This is a genomic window from Janthinobacterium goodfellowi (assembly GCF_051380695.1).
Taxonomy (GTDB): domain Bacteria; phylum Pseudomonadota; class Gammaproteobacteria; order Burkholderiales; family Burkholderiaceae_D; genus Janthinobacterium.
Genome location: NZ_JBNYXN010000001.1, coordinates 1,211,456 through 1,229,761 on the forward strand (window position 1 = coordinate 1,211,456; position 18,306 = coordinate 1,229,761).

At 61.1% G+C, this 18,306-nt stretch carries 14 protein-coding genes and 4 tRNA genes; 11 read left to right on the plus strand and 7 right to left on the minus strand.

Annotated features, from left to right (window positions below; genetic code table 11):
• Positions 1-25 precede the first annotated feature (25 nt).
• The 3 genes from ACQ4WQ_RS05470 to ACQ4WQ_RS05480 all read left to right on the plus strand — a co-directional run bounded on the left by ACQ4WQ_RS05470 (position 26) and on the right by ACQ4WQ_RS05480 (position 2,707).
• Entirely contained in the window at positions 26-799 is a 774-nt protein-coding gene (locus ACQ4WQ_RS05470) for a transporter (RefSeq protein ID WP_436495204.1), read from the plus strand.
• 93 nt (positions 800-892) lie between these two features.
• Entirely contained in the window at positions 893-1,393 is a 501-nt protein-coding gene (locus ACQ4WQ_RS05475) for a hypothetical protein (protein ID WP_436495206.1), read from the plus strand.
• 15 nt (positions 1,394-1,408) lie between these two features.
• Positions 1,409-2,707, plus strand: a complete 1,299-nt coding sequence (locus ACQ4WQ_RS05480; protein ID WP_436495208.1) for an NAD(P)/FAD-dependent oxidoreductase — start codon at positions 1,409-1,411, stop codon at positions 2,705-2,707.
• Positions 2,708-2,749: 42 nt separating this feature from the next.
• On the opposite strand, the gene ACQ4WQ_RS05485 is transcribed toward ACQ4WQ_RS05480, so the two are convergent.
• Positions 2,750-3,265 carry a DUF6265 family protein gene (locus ACQ4WQ_RS05485; RefSeq protein WP_436495210.1) on the minus strand — a complete coding sequence of 172 codons (516 nt, stop codon included), beginning with the start codon at positions 3,263-3,265 and terminating at the stop codon, positions 2,750-2,752.
• Positions 3,266-3,341: 76 nt separating this feature from the next.
• Positions 3,342-4,055: a sensor histidine kinase gene (locus tag ACQ4WQ_RS05490; RefSeq protein ID WP_326455840.1), complete on the minus strand. Its 714-nt coding sequence runs from the start codon at positions 4,053-4,055 to the stop codon at positions 3,342-3,344.
• Positions 4,056-4,365: 310 nt separating this feature from the next.
• On the opposite strand from ACQ4WQ_RS05490, the gene ACQ4WQ_RS05495 reads away from it, so the two are divergent.
• Positions 4,366-4,761 carry a hypothetical protein gene (locus tag ACQ4WQ_RS05495; RefSeq protein WP_070219229.1) on the plus strand — a complete coding sequence of 132 codons (396 nt, stop codon included), beginning with the start codon at positions 4,366-4,368 and terminating at the stop codon, positions 4,759-4,761.
• Positions 4,762-4,838: 77 nt separating this feature from the next.
• Here ACQ4WQ_RS05495 and ACQ4WQ_RS05500 read toward each other — a convergent pair whose 3' ends face one another.
• Both ACQ4WQ_RS05500 and ACQ4WQ_RS05505 read right to left on the minus strand, forming a co-directional pair.
• On the minus strand, positions 4,839-5,822 hold the full coding sequence (locus ACQ4WQ_RS05500) for a GGDEF domain-containing response regulator (protein WP_326455841.1): 984 nt from the start codon (positions 5,820-5,822) through the stop codon (positions 4,839-4,841).
• Positions 5,823-6,127: 305 nt separating this feature from the next.
• On the minus strand, positions 6,128-8,617 hold the full coding sequence (locus ACQ4WQ_RS05505; protein WP_436495213.1) for an ATP-binding protein: 2,490 nt from the start codon (positions 8,615-8,617) through the stop codon (positions 6,128-6,130).
• A gap of 428 nt (positions 8,618-9,045) precedes the next feature.
• On the opposite strand from ACQ4WQ_RS05505, the gene ACQ4WQ_RS05510 reads away from it, so the two are divergent.
• The 3 genes from ACQ4WQ_RS05510 to ACQ4WQ_RS05520 all read left to right on the plus strand — a co-directional run bounded on the left by ACQ4WQ_RS05510 (position 9,046) and on the right by ACQ4WQ_RS05520 (position 9,436).
• Positions 9,046-9,122: transfer RNA gene (locus tag ACQ4WQ_RS05510), tRNA-Arg, on the plus strand.
• 82 nt (positions 9,123-9,204) lie between these two features.
• Positions 9,205-9,281: transfer RNA gene (locus ACQ4WQ_RS05515), tRNA-Arg, on the plus strand.
• Positions 9,282-9,359: 78 nt separating this feature from the next.
• A tRNA-Arg gene (locus tag ACQ4WQ_RS05520) sits at positions 9,360-9,436 on the plus strand.
• 119 nt (positions 9,437-9,555) lie between these two features.
• On the opposite strand, the gene ACQ4WQ_RS05525 is transcribed toward ACQ4WQ_RS05520, so the two are convergent.
• A complete protein-coding gene (locus tag ACQ4WQ_RS05525; protein WP_436495215.1) occupies positions 9,556-11,685 on the minus strand; it encodes a hypothetical protein in 2,130 nt (709 codons plus the stop codon).
• Between the two features lie 278 nt (positions 11,686-11,963).
• Between ACQ4WQ_RS05525 and ACQ4WQ_RS05530 the strand changes: the two genes are divergently transcribed.
• Positions 11,964-12,040, plus strand: a tRNA-Arg gene (locus tag ACQ4WQ_RS05530).
• A 55-nt stretch (positions 12,041-12,095) separates the two neighbouring features.
• On the opposite strand, the gene ACQ4WQ_RS05535 is transcribed toward ACQ4WQ_RS05530, so the two are convergent.
• Positions 12,096-12,968 (minus strand): helix-turn-helix domain-containing protein, encoded by an 873-nt coding sequence (locus ACQ4WQ_RS05535; protein ID WP_436495217.1) that lies wholly within the window; start codon positions 12,966-12,968, stop codon positions 12,096-12,098.
• 115 nt (positions 12,969-13,083) lie between these two features.
• Between ACQ4WQ_RS05535 and ACQ4WQ_RS05540 the strand changes: the two genes are divergently transcribed.
• The 3 genes from ACQ4WQ_RS05540 to ACQ4WQ_RS05550 all read left to right on the plus strand — a co-directional run bounded on the left by ACQ4WQ_RS05540 (position 13,084) and on the right by ACQ4WQ_RS05550 (position 17,652).
• Positions 13,084-14,055, plus strand: coding sequence for a phytanoyl-CoA dioxygenase family protein (locus ACQ4WQ_RS05540; RefSeq protein ID WP_436495219.1), 972 nt, complete (start codon positions 13,084-13,086; stop codon positions 14,053-14,055).
• A gap of 92 nt (positions 14,056-14,147) precedes the next feature.
• Positions 14,148-15,293, plus strand: a complete 1,146-nt coding sequence (locus ACQ4WQ_RS05545) for an alpha-hydroxy acid oxidase (RefSeq protein WP_436495221.1) — start codon at positions 14,148-14,150, stop codon at positions 15,291-15,293.
• 340 nt (positions 15,294-15,633) lie between these two features.
• On the plus strand, positions 15,634-17,652 hold the full coding sequence (locus ACQ4WQ_RS05550) for a DNA recombination protein RmuC (RefSeq protein ID WP_436495223.1): 2,019 nt from the start codon (positions 15,634-15,636) through the stop codon (positions 17,650-17,652).
• Positions 17,653-17,799: 147 nt separating this feature from the next.
• On the opposite strand, the gene ACQ4WQ_RS05555 is transcribed toward ACQ4WQ_RS05550, so the two are convergent.
• The gene (locus tag ACQ4WQ_RS05555; protein ID WP_436495225.1) at positions 17,800-18,306 is read right to left on the minus strand and encodes a P-loop nucleotide/nucleoside kinase family protein; all 507 of its coding nucleotides are present in this window, start codon (positions 18,304-18,306) and stop codon (positions 17,800-17,802) included.

Consider the following 18,306-nt stretch of genomic DNA (forward strand, 5'->3'; position numbering starts at 1 on the left):
CGCGTTTGCCACTTCCGGGTCCTCCATGCCATCTTCCTTCCTGCCGTCCTTCAGTTTTTCCCTGTTGCTGCTGTCCCTGGCGCCCCTGGCGCAGGCGCAGGAGGGCGATCCCGTCCTGCCTTACCGTCCATCGGTGGCCAGTCCCGCCCAGCTGCCCGTCCCGGGCCAGCTGGAATTCGAGGCGGGCGGCCTGTTGTCCAAAACGGACGACACGCGCCGCGCCAGCCTGCCGTACACCTTCAAGCTGGCGTTCACGCCCGAATGGGGCGTGCTGCTCGAAGGCGAGGGCTTCGTGCGCGCGCGCGATGACACGGGCCGGCGCGAAACGGGCGTGGGCGACACGACCGTCGTGCTCAAGCGCGCCTTTTTGCTCGACAGCGCCACGGCCCTGGGCCTGGAACTGGGCTGGAAGTTGCCCACGGCCAAGGACAGCATCGGCAGCGGCAAGAGCGATCTCTCGCTGAACGGCATTTTCAGCCGCGACCTGGGGGCCGTGCACATGGACGCCAACCTGAACGCCACGCGCCTGGGCGCATCCGACCCTGGCACGGGCAGGGTGCAAACGGGCTGGGCGGCCTCCTTTTCCACGCCCGTCAGCGACCGCTGGGGCGCCACGGCGGAAGTGTCGGGCACGCGGCTGCGCGGCGCACCGGCCACGGCGCAGCTCTTGCTGGCCGCCACCTACAGTCCTACGCCACGGCTGGCCATCGACATCGGCATGGCGCGCGGCTTGACGGCGTCGTCGCCGGACTGGTCGCTGTTCAGCGGCTTGGTCGTGCCTTTGGGCAAACTGTGGTGAGATTGCGACGGCATTCCTTATGTGTCCTTGCGAACAAACGGTTGCTTGCACAAGGTCTACAATTGCGGCATAACTGATAAAAGGAGTGTCCTCATGAAAACCCTCATTCTCGCCGCCGTCCTGCTGTCGGCAGGCACCGCCGCCGTCGCCCAAGTTTCCGTCACCGTCGGCCAGCCAGGCTTTTACGGACGCATCGACATAGGCGACTATCCCGCGCCGCAATTGATCTACGCCCAGCCCGTCATCGTGCAGCGCCCGCAATACTATTCGGCCCGTCCCATCTATTTGCGCGTGCCGCCCGGCCATGCCAAAAACTGGTCCAAGCACTGCCGCAAGTATAATGCCTGTAACCAAGAGGTATATTTCGTCCAAGATGGTTGGTATAACAACCAGTATGTGCCCCGTTACCGCCAGCAGCATGGCGACCATGGCCGTCCCGATTACGGCGACCGCGGCCGTCATGATGACAAGCATGACAAGCACTATGACAAGCATGAAGGCAAGCGCGACAAGCATGATGACAAGCGCGACAAGCATGATGACAATCCGGGCCGAGGCCATGGCAATGGCAATGGTAACGGGCACAGGGATTAACAAGCAGGAGGATCTTTGCACAGTAAAATCGTAATCGTAGGGGGAGGTGCAGGCGGCCTGGAGCTGGCCTGCAAACTCAGCCGCAAGCTCGGCCCCGGCCAGGTGACCCTGGTCGACAGCCGCCTGTACCATATCTGGAAGCCGTCGCTGCATGAAGTGGCAGCCGGCACCCTGGACATTCATCAAGAGGGCCTGTCGTACCAGATGCTGGCGCATGACAATGGTTTTACCTATGTCTATGGCCCCCTGACCGCGCTCGACGCGGCGACGAACAGCCTCACCGTAGGCGCCATCGCCACCGACAAGGACGAGCAACTGTTGCCGCAGCGCCAGGTCAGCTACGACCAGCTGGTGCTGGCCGTGGGCAGCACCTCGAATTACTTCGGCGTGCCCGGCGCCCAGGAAAACACGATTTCCCTCAATGCCACGGAAGACGCGGAACGTTTCCGTTTGACCCTGCTCAAGCTGCTGGCCATGGCCGAGCAGCGCCAGGGCGACGCGGGCCATCCCGGCGTCGATATCGTCATCATCGGCGGCGGCGCCACGGGCGTCGAACTGGCGGCCGAATTGCGCGAAGCGAGCGGCGTGTATGCCGCGTATGGTTTCCAGAATCTCAACGCCATCAAGGATGTGCGCATCACCCTGCTGGAAGGGGCGCCGCGCATCCTCGCGCCGCTGCCCGAGCGCGTCTCCATCGCCGCCTCGAAACTGTTGCACCAGCACGGCATCACGGTGGTGACCGATACGCGCGTGACGTCCATCGACCCCGACAAGGTGACGGTGGCCAGCGGCACCAGCTATGCGGCCGACATCTGCGTGTGGGCCGCCGGCATCCGCGCGCCGGAGTTCCTGGCTACCCTGGGCTTGCCGACCAACCGCGCCGGCCAGCTGGAAGTGACGGGCATGCTCAATGTGCAGGGCCATGCGAATATCTTTGCGCTGGGCGACTGCGCCGCCTGCGCGGGTCCCGACGGCAAGCTGGTGCCGCCGCGCGCCCAGGCTGCCCACCAGCAAGCCGATTACCTGCTGAAAACCTTTTTGCTGCAAGCGAAGGGCAAGCCGCCGCAAACCAAGCCGTACGAATATCTGGACTACGGTTCGCTCGTCTCGTTTGGCCGCACCACTTCGGTCGGCACCCTGATGGGTTCCCTGAAGGGCCTGAGCTGGTTCGTGGAGGGCTTTGTGGCGCGCATGATGTATGTCAGCCTGCATCTGATGCACCACAACGCCGTGCTGGGCAGCGTGCGCACGGCCGTCATGGCCATGGGCCGCTTCCTGATCAAGCGCAGCACGCCGCAGGTCAAGCTGCATTAACCTGATTGGTATCAGAGCAGAAAGGGGCCGCAAGGCCCCTTTTTATTTGCCGCGCGCGACGGGCGCCGCTTCGCAGCGGCCCCGCGTCATGGGGAAGTCGATCGTGGTGAGCTTGCCCTTCAAGGTGCCGGTGATGCTGGCGTGCAAGATGCGCTCGCTGTCGTGGCGGTAGATGATGCGGCTCGGGAAGTCATTGTCCAAGTTGGCGAAGATGAATTCATTCGGCTTGTCCTGGCGCAGCAGGTTGAAGGTCACGGGCGGCTGGCCTGACGGCTGCACGATGTAGGCCAGCTGGCCCGGTTCCGTGAGGCGGATCTGCACGAATTCGAAGGCCGTCGTCTTGCCGCCCTTGACGGTGCGGCTGGTGCCGAGGAGGGTGCCGCCGGCGGCCGTGCTCCATTGCTCTCCGGAACCGGGCTCGGCGCCATCGACGTTCCAGCAGCCGGCCAGCCAGGCCAGCTTGTCCACGGTTTCCGGCGGCGGCACGGTCTTGTCGGCGGCTTGGGCGGCGCCCATGGCCAGCAGCGCTGCCAGCACGGTGGGGATCAGTCGTTGCATGCGGTCTCCTGTCGTTGTATCGTTCAGCGGATCACGGCGCCCGGTGGTGTTCCGGCCCGATGCGGCCTGGCAAGGACTATGCTTTCGGGCTAATGCGCGGCAAGACGGCGGTCAGGGCCGTGCCGCCTTGCGGATTGGCTGCCAGGCTCAGGCTGCCACCGAGGTATTGCACGCGCTCGCGCACGGAGCGCAGGCCGTGCTTGCTCATTTCGACGGATTCGCTGGCCGGCAGGCCGCTGCCGTTGTCCTTGACTGTCATCATCAGCGCTTCGTCATTGTCGTCGATGATGATGTCCACTTCGCTTGCCTGCGCGTGCGCGGCGATGTTGCTGAGCGCTTCTTCCAGCGTGCGCAGCAGGGCCACGCCCACGTTGCGCGGGCAAATCAATTCATCTTCGGGCAGGCTGCAGCGCACGGTGATCTTGTGTTGTTCGGCAAATTGCGCGGCCAGCTCGCCCAGCGCCACATTCACGCCCAGGAACTCCAGCTTGTCGTTCCACAGCTTCATCTGCATTTGCCGGTTGGTTTCGATCACGTTCAGCAGCAATTGCTTCATGGTGGCTGCGCGGTCGAGCAAGGCGGCTTCCTGCGGCATTTTTTGCGTCAGCAGCGACAGGTGCATGGTCAGCGCCGTCAGCGACGAGCCGAGGCTGTCGTGCAACTGGCGCGACAGGGCGCGCCGTTCATTGTCCCAGCTGGTGTTGACATGACCGAGCAATTCGCTGAGATCGGCGGCGCGTTCCGCATCGGCCTGGGCCGCTTCCTTGTTCGGATCTGTTTGTGCGGACATAGCGCCCCGTGAATGGTGAAAGGTGGACCAAATTCAAGTTGTGGATCATACATGATGATTTCATCGCGGGGCGCATGGATGGAAAATTTCTGTCTTTTCGGCAATTTTAATCTCCTCCCATCACTTTTATATCATAGGCAATATTGTCGTTGGCGCCAAGGGCCATCGTTCCCGCCGTTACGTACGGCTGCGCACATACCGGAGCGCCGCACGCTGCCATAGTGGGGTTGTGCATTTTCTCCATGCAGCATAGCCGCCCCGCGGCGCAGGGTGCAGCACAGGCCCGATTACCGAAACGAAAGGACATGCCATGAATATCGAAACCATCGTCGACAAGGAATACCTCGACAAAAGCTTCCGCGACATCGTCAATGCCCCCATCAGCGCCTTGCGCGGTGTCAGCGCGAAGGATGCCAAGGCCTTGCAGCAAGCGTTTGGCGTGACCACCGTACGCGAATTGTCCAACCTCAATTTCGTCAAATGGGCCAGCGCGCTGGCCATCCTGGCCGATGAGGAGGGCATGAGCGGCGAAGAGCGGGCCAAGGAAGAGTTGCTGGACGACGCCGTGGAAATGACTTTCCCCGCCAGCGACCCGATCTCCGTCGATGCCGGCATCACGCGCATCGAAGTGCCGCCGGAAACCGTCGATGCACAGACGGACCACCAGCATGCGGGCCAGCATGAAGTGACGGCTGGCAAGAAATAAAGCATCCTGGCCATAAAAAACCGGCAAGCCATCATCGTGGCTTGCCGGTTTTTTTATGTTCCGCGCGGGAAGTAGGCTCAGGCGATCGAGGGGATGCTGTTTTTCTGCGTGTTGACCTGCGACGCCATCACTTCGTGGGGCGAGCAGCAAAAGCGGTTCTTGCCCGCGCGCTTGGCCTCATACAGGGCCGTGTCGGCCGCGCCCAGCAGGGATTCGACGGTGCTGGCATCGTCCGGATAGATGGCGATGCCGATGCTGGTCGACAGGCGCAGGGTCAGGTCGTTGATGAAATACGGCTCGGAAATGACTTCGATCAGCTTGGCGGCCGGTTCGCGCGCGTCGCCCTTGCCGGCCAGGTTGCCCAGCACGATGACGAATTCGTCGCCGCCGATGCGCGCCACCGTGTCTTCCTTGCGCGAGGCGCCCACCAGGCGTGCCGCCACCATTTTCAGGATTTCATCGCCATAGCCGTGGCCGTAGCTGTCGTTGATGGCCTTGAAGCCGTCCAGGTCCAGGTACAGGATGGCCGACTTGCCGCGGCTGCGGGCCGATTGCTGCAGGGTATGCTCGATGCGGTCTTCCAGCAGGCGCCGGTTCGGCAAGCCCGTCAGCGGATCGTGCAGCGCCAGTTCCTGCTGCTGCTTGCTGTATTGCGCCAGTTCCTTGTACAACAGGCGCACTTCCAGCATGTTGTGGATGCGCTTGTGCACTTCCATCAGGTCGAACGGTTTGCTGATGAAGTCGCGCGCCCCGGCTTCCAGGGCGGCGATCTTGAAACTCGGTTGTGCCGTCAGGGCCAGCACGGGCAGGTAGCCGCCATGCTCGATTTCCTTCAAGCCTTTCATGACCTGGAAGCCATTCAGTTCCGGCATTTGCAGATCCAGCAAGATCAGGTCGTAGCAATGCTCCCGGTGCAGGGGGCAGACCTGGGCTGGACGCATGGTGGCCGTGACATTGGTGTAGCCGGCATCGCGCAGGATTTCCAGCATCAGGTCAACATTGTCGGGTGAATCGTCGACGACCAAAATTTTGGCTTTCAAAATCTCATCTTGGCTGGGCATGTAAGGTCTCGGTTATACGGTCTATGCAACGCTGGTTTCTACCGCAGATGATGGGCTGACGGCGGTGGGAAGATAGTAGCGCCTTGCAACAAGATAGGGCGCACAACAGCGCTTGAGCTCGCTTTTGACGTTCTCGCCGGCCTAAACCGCCGCCACCAGCCTGCCGTGCAGGTGCGCTTCTGCATTTCAGTGTAGCAAACTTCGGCTTAGTTGCTTGTAGGACAGTGCCGCGTCTGAAGGTAGGAAGGCCAACCCATGGGAATAGTCATTTTGTATTGCACTATGTATTTCTTTGCATCATCTTTTTAAGACGGTGTTGTATCGCCCGGTTCAGGGGGCAGGGCGCTCACGCGCGGCGCGGCCAGTTGCGCCACGGCCGCGACCAGTTCGGCCGGGTCGAGCGGTTTCGAGATCCAGGCCTGGAAGCCGCTGGCCAGCGCCCGCTGGCGGTCCTGCAGTTGCGCGAACGCCGTCAGGGCCAGCGCGGGCAGCCGGGCCGCGTCGGGGGAAGCGTGCGCGCGGATGTGCGCCAGCAAGTCGAAACCGTCGGCGTCGGGCATCCCGATATCGCTGACCAGCACGTGCGGGCGCACCTGGTCCAGCAGTTGCAGCGCTTGCGCCACGCTGCCGGCGCCATGCACTTCGGCGTGGTTGTCGCGCAGGATGCGCGCCGTCAGTTCGCGCGCATCGGCCTCGTCATCGACCAGCAGCACCGTGACGCCGCGCAAGTCCGGGCTGGCGGACGAGGCGCCGTCCGCCAGGCGCGCCGGCGCGGTCCGCGTTCCCAGGGGCAGGCGCACGGTAAAGCTGGCGCCCTGCATGTCGCCGGCGCTGCTGACCGTGACCGTGCCGCCATGCTGCTCCACCAGGTGCTTGACGATGGCCAGGCCCAGGCCCAGGCCGCCATGCCGGCGCGTGGTGGAGGCGTCGGCCTGGCGGAAGCGGTCGAATACGTGGGGCAGGAAATCCTTCTTGATGCCGACGCCGTTGTCGCTCACCGTGATGGCCAGGCGGGTCGCCTCGCGGCGCACGCCGATCTCGACCCGTCCCCCTTGCGGCGTGAATTTCAACGCATTCGACAGCAGGTTCCAGATCACTTGCTGGATACGGCTGGGGTCGCCCGTGATCCTGCCCGCATCGCTGGCGATGTCGCAATGGATGGCGATGTGCTTGGCGTCGGCCGCCGGGCGCAGGGTTTCGATGGCCGAGGCGATGATGCTGGCGGGCACGATGGTTTGCAGGTCCAGCAGTACCTTGTCGGAGGTGATGCGGCTCATGTCGAGCAAGTCTTCGATCAGTTGCGCCTGCGCGCGCGCATTGCGTTCGATGCTTTGCAGGCCGCGGTGCAGGTCGGCCTGGTCGCGCGTGCCGCGCCGCAGCACCTGGGCCCAGCCCAGGATGGCCGACAGCGGCGTGCGCAGTTCGTGCGACAGGGTGGCGAGAAAATCGTCTTTCAGCTGGTTCGTGCGCTCGGCCTCGGCGCGCGCCTCGCGTTCGCTGTCGAGCAGTACCTTGCGTTCTTCAGCGGCGCGCGTGGCGGCCGCGTACAGGCGCGTATTGTCGAGCGCGACGGCGGCCTGGGCCGCGATGGCCGAAACGATGCGTTCGCTGCGCGCGCTGAACATGCCCGCCTGCGGATGACCGAGCAGCAAGCGCCCCAGCAGCAGGCCCGAGCGCGAGCTGACTGGCAGGCTCAGGCAGCTGCGCAGCGGCGGCGCGCCATCGGCGCTGGCGTCGGGCGCGGTCAGCAAGTCGTTCCGGCGCATGGCCGCTCCCTGGCGCAGTTCCGTGGCAATGGCGTCGGCCTGGCGCAGGCTGATGTTGTTGACGGCGCGTGCCGCGGGGTAGGCCTCGCCCGCATCGTCGTAATAAAAGGCGCCGAAGCGCGCGCCGCTGATGCGCGTGGCCGCATCGACGGTTTCCTGCAGCAGGGCCGGCAGGTCGAGGGTGCCGGCCAGGGCCGCGCCCGTATTGTTGAGCAACTCGAGCACGCGCGTCTCGTCGCGCAAGGCTTCCTGCGCGCGCTTGACCTGGTCGACATCGGTGCTCGTGCCAAACCAGCGCAGCAGCTGGCCGCCCCGGTCGCGCACGGGATTGGCGCGCGTCAGGAACCAGCGGTACTGGCCGTCGGCGCCCCGGATGGGGAATTCCATTTCGAAGGGCGTGCCATCGCGCAAGGCGGCCTTCCAGGCGTGCAGTATGGACGGCAGGTGCTGCGCGTCATAGGCGATGCTCCAGCCGTTGCCCGCCATCTGTTCGGCGCTGGTGCCCGTGTAGTCGTGCCAGCGCTGGTTGTACCACGCAATGGTGCCGTCGAAGCTGGCGATCCAGGCCAGTTGCGGGATGGAATTGGCCAGCGCGCGCAAGTCTTCCTCGCTCTGGCGCAAGCTGTCCTCGGCCGCCTTGCGCTGGCTGATGTCCTGGATATACGTGGTCAAGCCGTCGCTGGACGGGAAGATGCGCACTTCCAGCCAGCGCCCCAGCGGCGGATGCGGCAGTTCGAAACTGCAGCTGAGCTGCTGCGCCATGGCGCGCCGGTACTGCGTCTCCAGTTCCGTGCCCGGCAGGTCGGGGCAGGCTTGCCACAGGTTCTTGCCCGCCAGGCTGGCGCCAGGCGCGTGCTGCGGCGCCAGCATGTCGGCGCCGCGCGTATTGAGGTAGCGGATGGTCCAGTCGCGGTCGAGCAGGCAGAAGCCGTCGGTAATGCCTTCCAGCAAGTTGGCCAGGCGCTCGTCGGAGAGGCTCAGCGGCGCTGATGGAGGAAGCAGATCTTGCTCGCGGTCATGCTTGGCCATCGGAAATCCTGCAACAGTGAGTCTGCCGCACGGGCTCTTGCCCCGCCGGGCCGCCGCCGCTAAGCTCAGTTAAATAGGTCATGATGGTAAATACCCGCCGTCATGCATCAGGGGAGGCACAAGCGCCCCTGTCTGGCTGGTATTGTAGCCCCAAGCGGCGCGCCGCCACCGCACGCTTGCACGCCGCCTGCAGATAGCACTGGACAGGCTGGAAAGCAGTCCCTATAATCCCGCTTCTTTCGAGACAGCAACTTCTCGATTCGCTGGACACGACTGTGAAAGCAGAAGTGCCCATCGATAAAAAGGCGTGAGCTTTTTGGCAGTGAAAAGGTAGTCGATCGTGCGGGGCGGTATTCTGCAAAATCAGCTAAGCGATTGAAAAATCGAACTTTTCAAAGCGAAATGAATACGCTATAATGTTTGCCTGCGCGGCTGTAGCTCAGCTGGATAGAGTACTTGGCTACGAACCAAGGGGTCGTGGGTTCAATTCCTGCCAGCCGCACCAGAATACTGAAAATCAGACTTTGCCTGGTTTTGTTGTAACAAGTTTCACCTCCATGTTGTTAGTGGAATGTTGTAGAAGTTTTGCGGCTGTAGCTCAGCTGGATAGAGTACTTGGCTACGAACCAAGGGGTCGTGGGTTCAATTCCTGCCAGCCGCACCAGTATTTCCAAAATGGAGTTCGCTTCGTTTTGATGAAAGTTTCAAGCTTCGCGCCGTTCGGCGAAGTGTGTCAGAGTTTGCGGCTGTAGCTCAGCTGGATAGAGTACTTGGCTACGAACCAAGGGGTCGTGGGTTCAATTCCTGCCAGCCGCACCAGTATCAGCAGTAGTGAAAAAAACCCGGAAAGTTCGCTTTCCGGGTTTTTTTTCGTCCAGCGAAAGGCAAGCCTGCAGCGCGCCGCCCTCATCGCGGCGCGCTGCAGTGGCCGGGCCCCGTCAATTCGGATAAGGCTGGCCCGACGACGCCTGGTTGCCCAGGACGATGGTGGTCACCCACAGTCCGCCGCTGGTCACGGGACCGGTGAACTTGAACAGCGAAGCGCCAGATTGCGCCGGGTCCGCCACGTTCGACGCCAGCGCATTGAGCCCCGAGGTCGTGAAGGTGCACGAGGTTTCCTGTCCAACCGCATTTTGCTCCGCGTTCAGCACCGGCGTGGCGCCATTGAACAAGTACAGGCCGCAATTATCCATTTTCGATCCGTAGGTGGCCGACTGCGTATAGTTGAAGGTCACCGCCCCATCGAGCAGGGCGGCGGCCGGGATGGACGACAGTTTCGCCGGCGTGATGCTGGTGAGCGTGGCGAACAGGCTGGCCTGGTTGGCCTTGGCAAACGCTTTCGACAGGGGCACGGCATTGATCTGGAACGGGAAGGCGCTGACGGCGCCATTCGGCGTTTTCAGGGTCCACACGTAGATTTTTCCAGGCGCCACTTTCGTTTCGTCGATGCAAGCCGTACCCGCGCCCAGGCCCGGCGTATTGGCGGGCAGGCTGGCCAGGTCCTGGCAGCTCTGGATGGCTTCCGCGTTATTGTAGAAAGTGCTGGCGGCGCCATTGCTGTCGGCCACCCGCATGTGGGTGTAGCCGGTGGCCGGCAGGATCAGCTGCAGTTTGCTGCCGGCCGTGCCCGGTATCTGGAAGTCGCCGAACGTCGTCAGGCCCGGTCCCCGCACGTCGATCTTGTTGACGGCCGGATTTTCCTGCAGCACGGTGTCGAGCTCGACGTGGGCAGCCCATTCGCGCGCAAAGCTGGCCGTGCCCGCCGTATCGACGCTGCGCTGGATGCGCGCATTCATGTGCATGTCCAGGTGGCCGCTGCCGGCCAGTTTCCAGCCGCCGACGCAGCCGCTGGTGTCGCCCGTCTTGACCAGCTTCCAGTTGAGCATGCCCGCATCTGTTCCGATGCGCAACTGCACCCATGCACTGCTGGGCTTGCCGGAGGTGAAGGCGATGGCCGTCGCCCCGGCACTGAGGCGATTGCCGATGAAGTCGGCGACGCGCGTCGTCGAGGTGCTGCTCGCGGACGTCAGCGTGGCAATCTCGCCCGAGCTCAAAGGCTGCATGTCCACGCCCGCTAAACCCAGCGCTTCGATGGTCAGGCCCGCGTGGGCGGCCTGGTCCGCGCTGGTCAGGGCGGCCAGGATTTCAGCCTTGCCCACCGCCGCGCCCATGTTGAAGGAGCTGTCGATGAACGGCGACACGGCCGCCGCCGACGGCACGACGAAGCCCGTCTTCGGATACAGGGCGCTGAGCGAGGCCATGCAGGCGCGGATTTCCGGCAAGACAGTGGCCGCGGCCGTCGCCTTGGTCAGGTCGGCGTCCGATGGCGGCGTCGCTGCCGGTATCGTCGGCGCGCCGCCGGCGGCGGCCGGCAGGGTCACGCTGCCCAGCGCGCTGTTGGTGGCAATCAGGGTAACGGTGGCCATGGCGCCCTGCGCTTCCGCGGGCGCGACGAGGATCTGGTCCAGCACGGCGTCCATGCCCGTGCCGTTGGCAACAAAGGCGCCCGTCAGCGGATTGGTATTGCCGGTATTAATCGGTTTGATCATGGCGACGACGGCGGCCACGGCCGCATCGAGCCGTTGCTGGGTCGCGGCATTGGCCAGGGCCGAGGTGCAGGCGGCCGATACCGTATTGGCGACGGGCGCGCAGACGGCGGCCAGGGCCGTGCCGCCGGGCTGGCCCGACGCCGTGGAGACGATCAGATCGGTCAGCGGCGTGATGTTGACGGTCTGCCCCGCCGCGGTGGCGATGGAATTGAGCGTCACCTGCCTGCCGCCGGACGAGCCGGTGATGCTGAGGAAAAACGGCGCCGTCATGCCGGCCACGTCGACCGTAAATGCCCCGCCGGCGCCGGTATTGACCGCCGTGGACACTTTGCCCTTGCTGTCGATGGCCACCACGCTGCCCGAGATGGGCGCGCCGACGGCGGCAGTGCCGCTGAGCGTCGTTGCCGGCGGCGGCGCGACGGGCGGAACCGGGTCGGCGGGACTGCTGCTACCGCCGCCGCCACAGGCGGCAAGAAGGAGGGCGGCCGCGCAGGCGGCGGCCAGAGGCAATTTATGCAAGTTTATTTTCATGACATCCCCTTGGTATTTTTTTTGGAATTACTGCCAGTAAACATTCTCAAAGTTTTCCATGAATTGCAATTTATTTTTCTTGGATGCATTAATAATGGCCAATCAGTCATCAGCGTGTCGGTTTTGCGCCGCAATCGGAAAATCAATGTGATCAAGAATGCAAGTGAGCGGGGCGGCCGCTGAAAAACCGGGGAGGGCGTCAATTGTGAAATATCGCCGCCACGCCCTTTGCCATTCTGCAAAGCCCTGCTATAATCTTGTCTTAGGCGGCTGTAGCTCAGCTGGATAGAGTACTTGGCTACGAACCAAGGGGTCGTGGGTTCAATTCCTGCCAGCCGCACCAGAATATCGGGGGTCAGATTGTAAAATCTGATCCCCTTTTTCGTTTCCGGACGGATTTACGCCGCGCTGTGGGCGCCGCGCCGGTATTGCAGGCGAAACGCGCGCGGCGTGACGTGCTTGGCGGCGCGGAACTGGCGGTTGAAATGCGCGAGGTTGCGGTAGCCCGCCTCTTGCGCGATGACGGCGATGGCGAGATTGCTCTCGATCAGCTGTTGGCAGGCGCGGCCGATGCGCAGCCGCGCCAGGTACTCGCCCGGCGTGCAATGCGCGTGGCGCTTGAAACAGCGGTGAAACGCGCCCAGCGACAGGGCCGCCCGCTGCGCCAGGCTCTCCAGTGCGATTTCTTCCCGGAAATGTGTGTGCATGAAATCGAACACGCCGGCCATGCGCTTGTGCTGTCCATCGGGCAGCGGCGCCTGCGCCGTCGAGGCCAGCGGCCGCGCGCCCGTATCGCTCGCCAGTTCCAGCAGCACGTCGAGCAGCAGCGGCAGGCGCTGCGGCACGGGCAGGGCGTTCAGCCGCAGCAGTTTATCCGCGCAGCGCGCGCTCGTGGCCGCTGAGAAATGCAGGGCAGGGCCGGCGCGGGCCGCCAGTTGCCGCAAGCTGTGCAATTCCGGAAAACAGGCCGCCAGTTGCTCCAGCCACTCGAGCGAAAACCATACGACGACGGCCAGCATCGGCTGTGCGCTGTCGATACGCTCGCTGGCCGACCACGTGTGCGGCAAGTTCGGCCCCAGCAGCACCAGGTCGCCCGGTTCGAAGTTGCCCAGGTGGTCGCCGATGTAGCGCTGTCCCCGCGCATTGACGGTCAGGGTCAGCTCGAACTGCGGGTGGTAGTGCCAGATAAAGGGAATGGCATCGAGTTCGCGCCACAGCAAGCCCCAGGAGTGGCCCGTCGGGATCGTGACTTGTTCGAATAAAGGCGTCATTGTGACGTTTTGATGGAATGGATAGTCAGGATAGTATCAGTTTTGGTTGCTGTGTACGCAGTTCCTCCTGCTCTTCCATCGCACAATCTGTCTCACACCAACACAGGAGACAGCGATGCAGAACCAGGTTCAGTATGTAAACCCGCAATACGGCGAAGACCGTCCCGGCAACCCATCCGTGGCCTACACGGAACAGACCCAGTTGCGCGACATCCAAAAACAGCTGCCCCTGCGCGTGCTGTCCGACAGCGACTTTCTGCACTGGCAAACCTATGGCTACGTCATCGTCAAGGATGCGGTGTCGCCCGAGCAGGTGCGGCGCACGACAGATTTCCTGTGGGAATTCCAGGGACTCGACCAGCATGATCCCGCCACCTGGAACCGGGACCAGCTGCGCGACCACGCGATGAAAGAGCTCAACGGCTCCGGCATGGTCGAGGCCTATCACAACCAGACCCTGTGGGACAACCGCCAGACCCAGCGCGTCTACGACGCCTTCGTCGACATCTGGGACCGTCAGGATTTGTGGGTGACCATCGACCGCGCCAACCTGAACACGCCGAACCATGGCAAGCGCAAGTTTGGCGGCTTCATCCACTGGGATGCCGACACCACGCTCGACCCGCTGCCCGTCAACGTGCAGGGCGTGCTGGCCCTGTCCGACACCTCGCCCGAGAGCGGCGGTTTCCAGTGCTATCCGGAACTGTTCAACAACTTGCTCGCGTGGCGCAAGACCGTGCCGCAAGACCGCAACCCGTGGCAGCCGGACCTGGCGACGGTGCCGTACCCGATGGAATTCATCGCCATGAAGAAGGGAGAACTGCTGATCTTCAACAGCCTGCTGGCGCACGGCATCCGTCCGAACACGTCGACGGACCAGGTGCGCCTGGCGCAGTACATTTCCTTTACGCCCGCCCAGCAAGACAATCAAAGTCTGCGCGACTGGCGGGTGCAAAGCTGGCGCGAACGCAGCGCGCCGCAGGGCTACGCGTTTCCCGGCGACCCCGAGGACAAGGAACAGCTGCGCTACCCGCAGGCGCGCTTGAGCGAACTGGGCGAGAAGATCCTCGGCGCGCGCGACTGGTAAGCGAAGCGCCATCCGGCAGGCTTGCCTGCCGGATAGACAATTGCCGGCAAATGCACGATCATGGTCCGACTAGCCATCGACCGAGGAAACGCATGAGTATCATCACCTGCATCGAAGACTTGCGCGTGCTGGCCCAGAAACGGGTGCCGCGCATGTTTTACGACTACGCCGATTCCGGCTCCTGGACGGAATCGACCTACCGCGCCAACAACAGCGATTTCGCCAAGATCAAGTTCCGCCAGCGCGTGGCCGTCAACCTGGAAAACCGCAGCCTGGCCTCGACCATGGTGGGACAGCACGTCTCGATGCCGGTGGCCCTGTCGCCCACGGGCTTGACGGGCATGCAGCATGCGGATGGCGAAATCCTCGCGGCCCAGGCGGCCGAGCGCTTCGGCGTGCCGTTCACCCTGTCGACCATGAGCATCTGCTCGATCGAGGACGTGGCGGCGAACACGACAAAACCGTTCTGGTTCCAGCTGTACGTGATGAAAGACCGCGAATTCATCAACCGCCTGATCGACCGCGCCAAGGCGGCGAAATGCGGCGCGCTCGTATTGACGCTCGACTTGCAGGTGCTGGGCCAGTGCCACAAGGACTTGCGCAACGGCCTGTCCGCGCCGCCCAAGCTCACCATTCCGAACATCCTCAACATGGCCACCAAGCCGCGCTGGGTGGCGGGCATGCTGGGCACGAAACGCCGCGGCTTCGGCAACATCGTCGGCCACGCCACGTCCGTGTCGGACATGTCGTCGCTGTCGGCCTGGACGCAGCAGCAGTTCGACCTGAGCCTGTCGTGGGCGGACGTGGAATGGATCAAGCAGCGCTGGGGCGGCAAGCTGATCATCAAGGGCATCATGGACCCCGAAGACGCGCGCCTGGCAGTCAACAGCGGCGCCGACGCGCTGATCGTCTCGAACCATGGCGGGCGCCAGCTCGACGGCGCGCAATCGTCGATCGAAGCCTTGCCCGCCATCGTCGACGCCGTCGGCAGCCAGATCGAAGTGCACATGGATGGCGGCATCCGCTCGGGCCAGGACGTGATCAAGGCCGTGGCGCTGGGCGCGAAAGGCGTGTACATCGGGCGCCCCTTCTTATATGGCCTGGGCGCCATGGGCGGCCCGGGCGTGACCAAGTGCCTGGATATCATCCGCAACGAACTCGATCTGACGATGGCGTTTTGCGGCTTGCGCGACCTGCAGCAGGTGGACAAGAAAATCCTGCTGCCGGGGACGTTTTAAGCTATAAGTTGTATGTGACGGAACGAGGTTTCGGTACCAGATTTGTCATGTTTCGGTATTTTTTTACGCATAGTAACTACTGTTTTCATCGTTAGAAAAAAAGATGAATAACGGAGCATGCTTTTTTGAGAGGTAGGTCTGCATCGGCAATTAAGTTTTTCACATCAAAATATTCGATTCATGGTTACTGAATGAATGCATTGCTATAAATGAATTGATGGCGTGAAGATTGGATAGATTGCATCAGCTGCTTGTCATGGACAACGGTATTTGGTTTGGCCGATTGTGGCCTGGGTAATCGCGACGTGGTCAAATTCCCCCCCGACCTGAGAGAGAGCACATGGAAACGCAATCATCTTTACACATGCTATTGGCATTTCTTTTGGGTTTGGTGTTGAGCGCTATCAGTTTCTACTTTATTACGAAACGTGCCATAAAAACTGCAGCCGATGCCGCGCAAGAGCAAGGACGTTCTGCGGCGGCGATTGAGATTGCAACGTTGACGGAGCGGATGCGGCTATTTGATGCGGAGAGGGAGCAAATAGTTGCTGAACGTAATGGTCTCAGTGTCGCGTTGGATAACGCTCGCAATGAGGGGGCGAAAATTGGTGAACGAGCCATGCGCGTGCAAGCACTTGATGCGCAAATTGAAAAATTATTGGAGGAGCAACAGGAGGATCGGTTAGAGATTTTGCGGTTAGCAAAAAATGAGGCGGAAAAAAATCAATCTTTGTTGGCGGTGTCGGGGCGACTAGCGGAAGTCGAGCGGGAGTGCGATGCACGTGAAAATGAGTTACTCGAACTACGGCAGCAAACTGCCGGTTTGCGGGAGCAATCAGGGAGGTTGAATGCTGAGATTAAGGCCGGAATTGAATCGATATCGCTGATACGGGAAAGCTTCCAAAGAGAGCAAGAGTTGCGAAGTGAGGTAGAGGTACTTATGAATAAAATCTCTGGCGATCTTGCGTTTGCAAATCAACAGCTTGCAGTGGCTGAAAACGACGCACGTCGAATTCCTGCTTTTCTTGAGAAAATAGCCGAGTCTGAAAGAATTCTTGCTGATGTGCGACAGCAGGTTGCTGATTTACGGGAGGTGTCTGGTAGGGTCAATGCTGAATTAAAGGCTGAACGAGAGCTAGGGCTTGGCATGCGTACCGAATGGCAGATGGAAAAAAGTTTACGTGAGCAGAGTGAGGCAAGGGGTAATAAGTTATCGAATGAAGTCGCGGAAATTACTGGTCTATTGGAATCCGAACGTCGTCAGGCGGATGAGAAGTTGGCAATATTACTTGAAGCAAAGGAATCGCTCACTAATCAATTTAAGAGTTTGGCTAATGACATTCTTGATGAAAAATCTAAAAAATTCACTGAACAGAATCAGGTAAATATTGGACAGCTATTGGATCCATTGCGAACAAAGTTGCACGAGTTCCAGGGAAAGGTAGAAGAGGTCTATGTTCAGGAGGGAAAGGATCGTTCAGCGTTAGCAGAACAAGTTCGGCAGCTCATGGACCTCAATCAAGTCTTAAGCCAAGATGCAAAAAATCTGACTTCGGCTCTGAAAGGATCCAGTAAGACGCAAGGTAATTGGGGCGAATTGATATTGGAGCGGGTGCTGGAGGCCTCCGGCCTACGCAAGGGGCATGAATACGACGTTCAAGAAAGTCATGTTCGGGAAGATGGTACGAGAGCACAGCCTGATGTCGTCGTGCACTTGCCTGAAGATCGTCACCTTATAGTCGATGCTAAAGTTTCTCTTTTGGCTTACGAAGCGTGTGTTTCAGCCGAAGACGACAATGAGCGTCAACTTACTATCAGGCGTCATCTCGATTCTGTTCGGGCGCATATGAAAGGCTTGTCAAGCAAAAATTATCAGACATTATATGGCCTTAAGTCACTTGATTTCGTACTAATGTTCGTACCTATCGAACCAGCCTTCATGATGGCAATTACACATGATCAAGATTTGTATATGGAGGCGCTTAGTAAAAATGTTTTGCTTGTAAGTCCATCAACATTGTTGTTTGTTGTTCGTACAGTTGCACATCTGTGGCGTCAGGAGGCGCAAAGTAGAAATGCACAGGATATTGCTAAACGTGGCGCGGAACTTTACGATCGTCTCTCAGCATTTGTTGTCGATTTAGAAAAGGTGGGAGATCGATTGCGTCTTACTCAGGAAAGTTATAGTGATGCCCGCAACAAGCTATATACGAATAAAGGTAACGTTATTCGTCAGGCTGAGATGCTGAAACAGTTGGGGGTAAAGCCTACTAAATCGATGCCATCCGCTGTGCTGGATATAGCAATGGTGAACGAGGATATGGTGGGAGACAACGCTGCTATCGCGACTGATGGCTAGTCGAATTGTGGCATCGTTTACAAAAAGCACATCAAAGGCGCGCAATACTTCTCAGAGGAGACATTGGCAGGCCAAATCCACGTAAGATCGTCTTTGAGTCTTTGATTTACAGGCCTGATTTTTCGTTACTCGACACTTGGCCGCGTGCTAGCGATCCACCCGCACGACATGAAAACCTTCGGCCTCTGAAGGCGGCACGAAGTGGCGCGTGATGGCGTCAAAATCAGCCTCGCTGGTGGAGAACGGGTGCAAGCCGCTGTCATTGCGCTGGCGTAAGCGCGCCTTGCATTCCTCATCCGTTACGTCGAGGTAATGCAGCACGTGCGGCACGCGCGCCTGCTGGAACAGCTCGCGCATCCAGGCCCGGCTGGCGGGTGTATTCGCGGGGAAATCGAGCACGACGGATACGCCCGCCTGCAGCATCTGCAGACACAAAGGCGCGATGGCCGCGCGCAGCCGCGCCGTGCAGGCGACATAGTCGGCCAGGCTGGCGATTTGGCCCGGATACAGCTGCGCCAGCAGGCTGTCTTCGCTGATGCGCACGGTATGTGGCGCTTGCGCAAGCTGGCTGGTCAAGGTGGATTTGCCCGAGGCAATCTTGCCGCACACGAGGTGCAGGGTGGGGGTAACCGGGGTGCTGGAAGTGGTGTGCAT

Bases quoted from the DNA above. Each gene is read 5' to 3' on its own strand.
- ACQ4WQ_RS05470 (WP_436495204.1), top strand. From the start codon at position 26: ATGCCATCTTCCTTCCTGCCGTCCTTCAGTTTTTCCCTGTTGCTGCTG.
- ACQ4WQ_RS05475 (WP_436495206.1), top strand. From the start codon at position 893: ATGAAAACCCTCATTCTCGCCGCCGTCCTGCTGTCGGCAGGCACCGCC.
- ACQ4WQ_RS05485 (WP_436495210.1), bottom strand. From the start codon at position 3,265: ATGCAACGACTGATCCCCACCGTGCTGGCAGCGCTGCTGGCCATGGGC.
- ACQ4WQ_RS05490 (WP_326455840.1), bottom strand. From the start codon at position 4,055: ATGTCCGCACAAACAGATCCGAACAAGGAAGCGGCCCAGGCCGATGCG.
- ACQ4WQ_RS05495 (WP_070219229.1), top strand. From the start codon at position 4,366: ATGAATATCGAAACCATCGTCGACAAGGAATACCTCGACAAAAGCTTC.
- ACQ4WQ_RS05500 (WP_326455841.1), bottom strand. From the start codon at position 5,822: ATGCCCAGCCAAGATGAGATTTTGAAAGCCAAAATTTTGGTCGTCGAC.
- ACQ4WQ_RS05505 (WP_436495213.1), bottom strand. From the start codon at position 8,617: ATGGCCAAGCATGACCGCGAGCAAGATCTGCTTCCTCCATCAGCGCCG.
- ACQ4WQ_RS05535 (WP_436495217.1), bottom strand. From the start codon at position 12,968: ATGACGCCTTTATTCGAACAAGTCACGATCCCGACGGGCCACTCCTGG.
- ACQ4WQ_RS05540 (WP_436495219.1), top strand. From the start codon at position 13,084: ATGCAGAACCAGGTTCAGTATGTAAACCCGCAATACGGCGAAGACCGT.
- ACQ4WQ_RS05545 (WP_436495221.1), top strand. From the start codon at position 14,148: ATGAGTATCATCACCTGCATCGAAGACTTGCGCGTGCTGGCCCAGAAA.
- ACQ4WQ_RS05550 (WP_436495223.1), top strand. From the start codon at position 15,634: ATGGAAACGCAATCATCTTTACACATGCTATTGGCATTTCTTTTGGGT.
- ACQ4WQ_RS05555 (WP_436495225.1), bottom strand. From the start codon at position 18,306: ATGCACACCACTTCCAGCACCCCGGTTACCCCCACCCTGCACCTCGTG.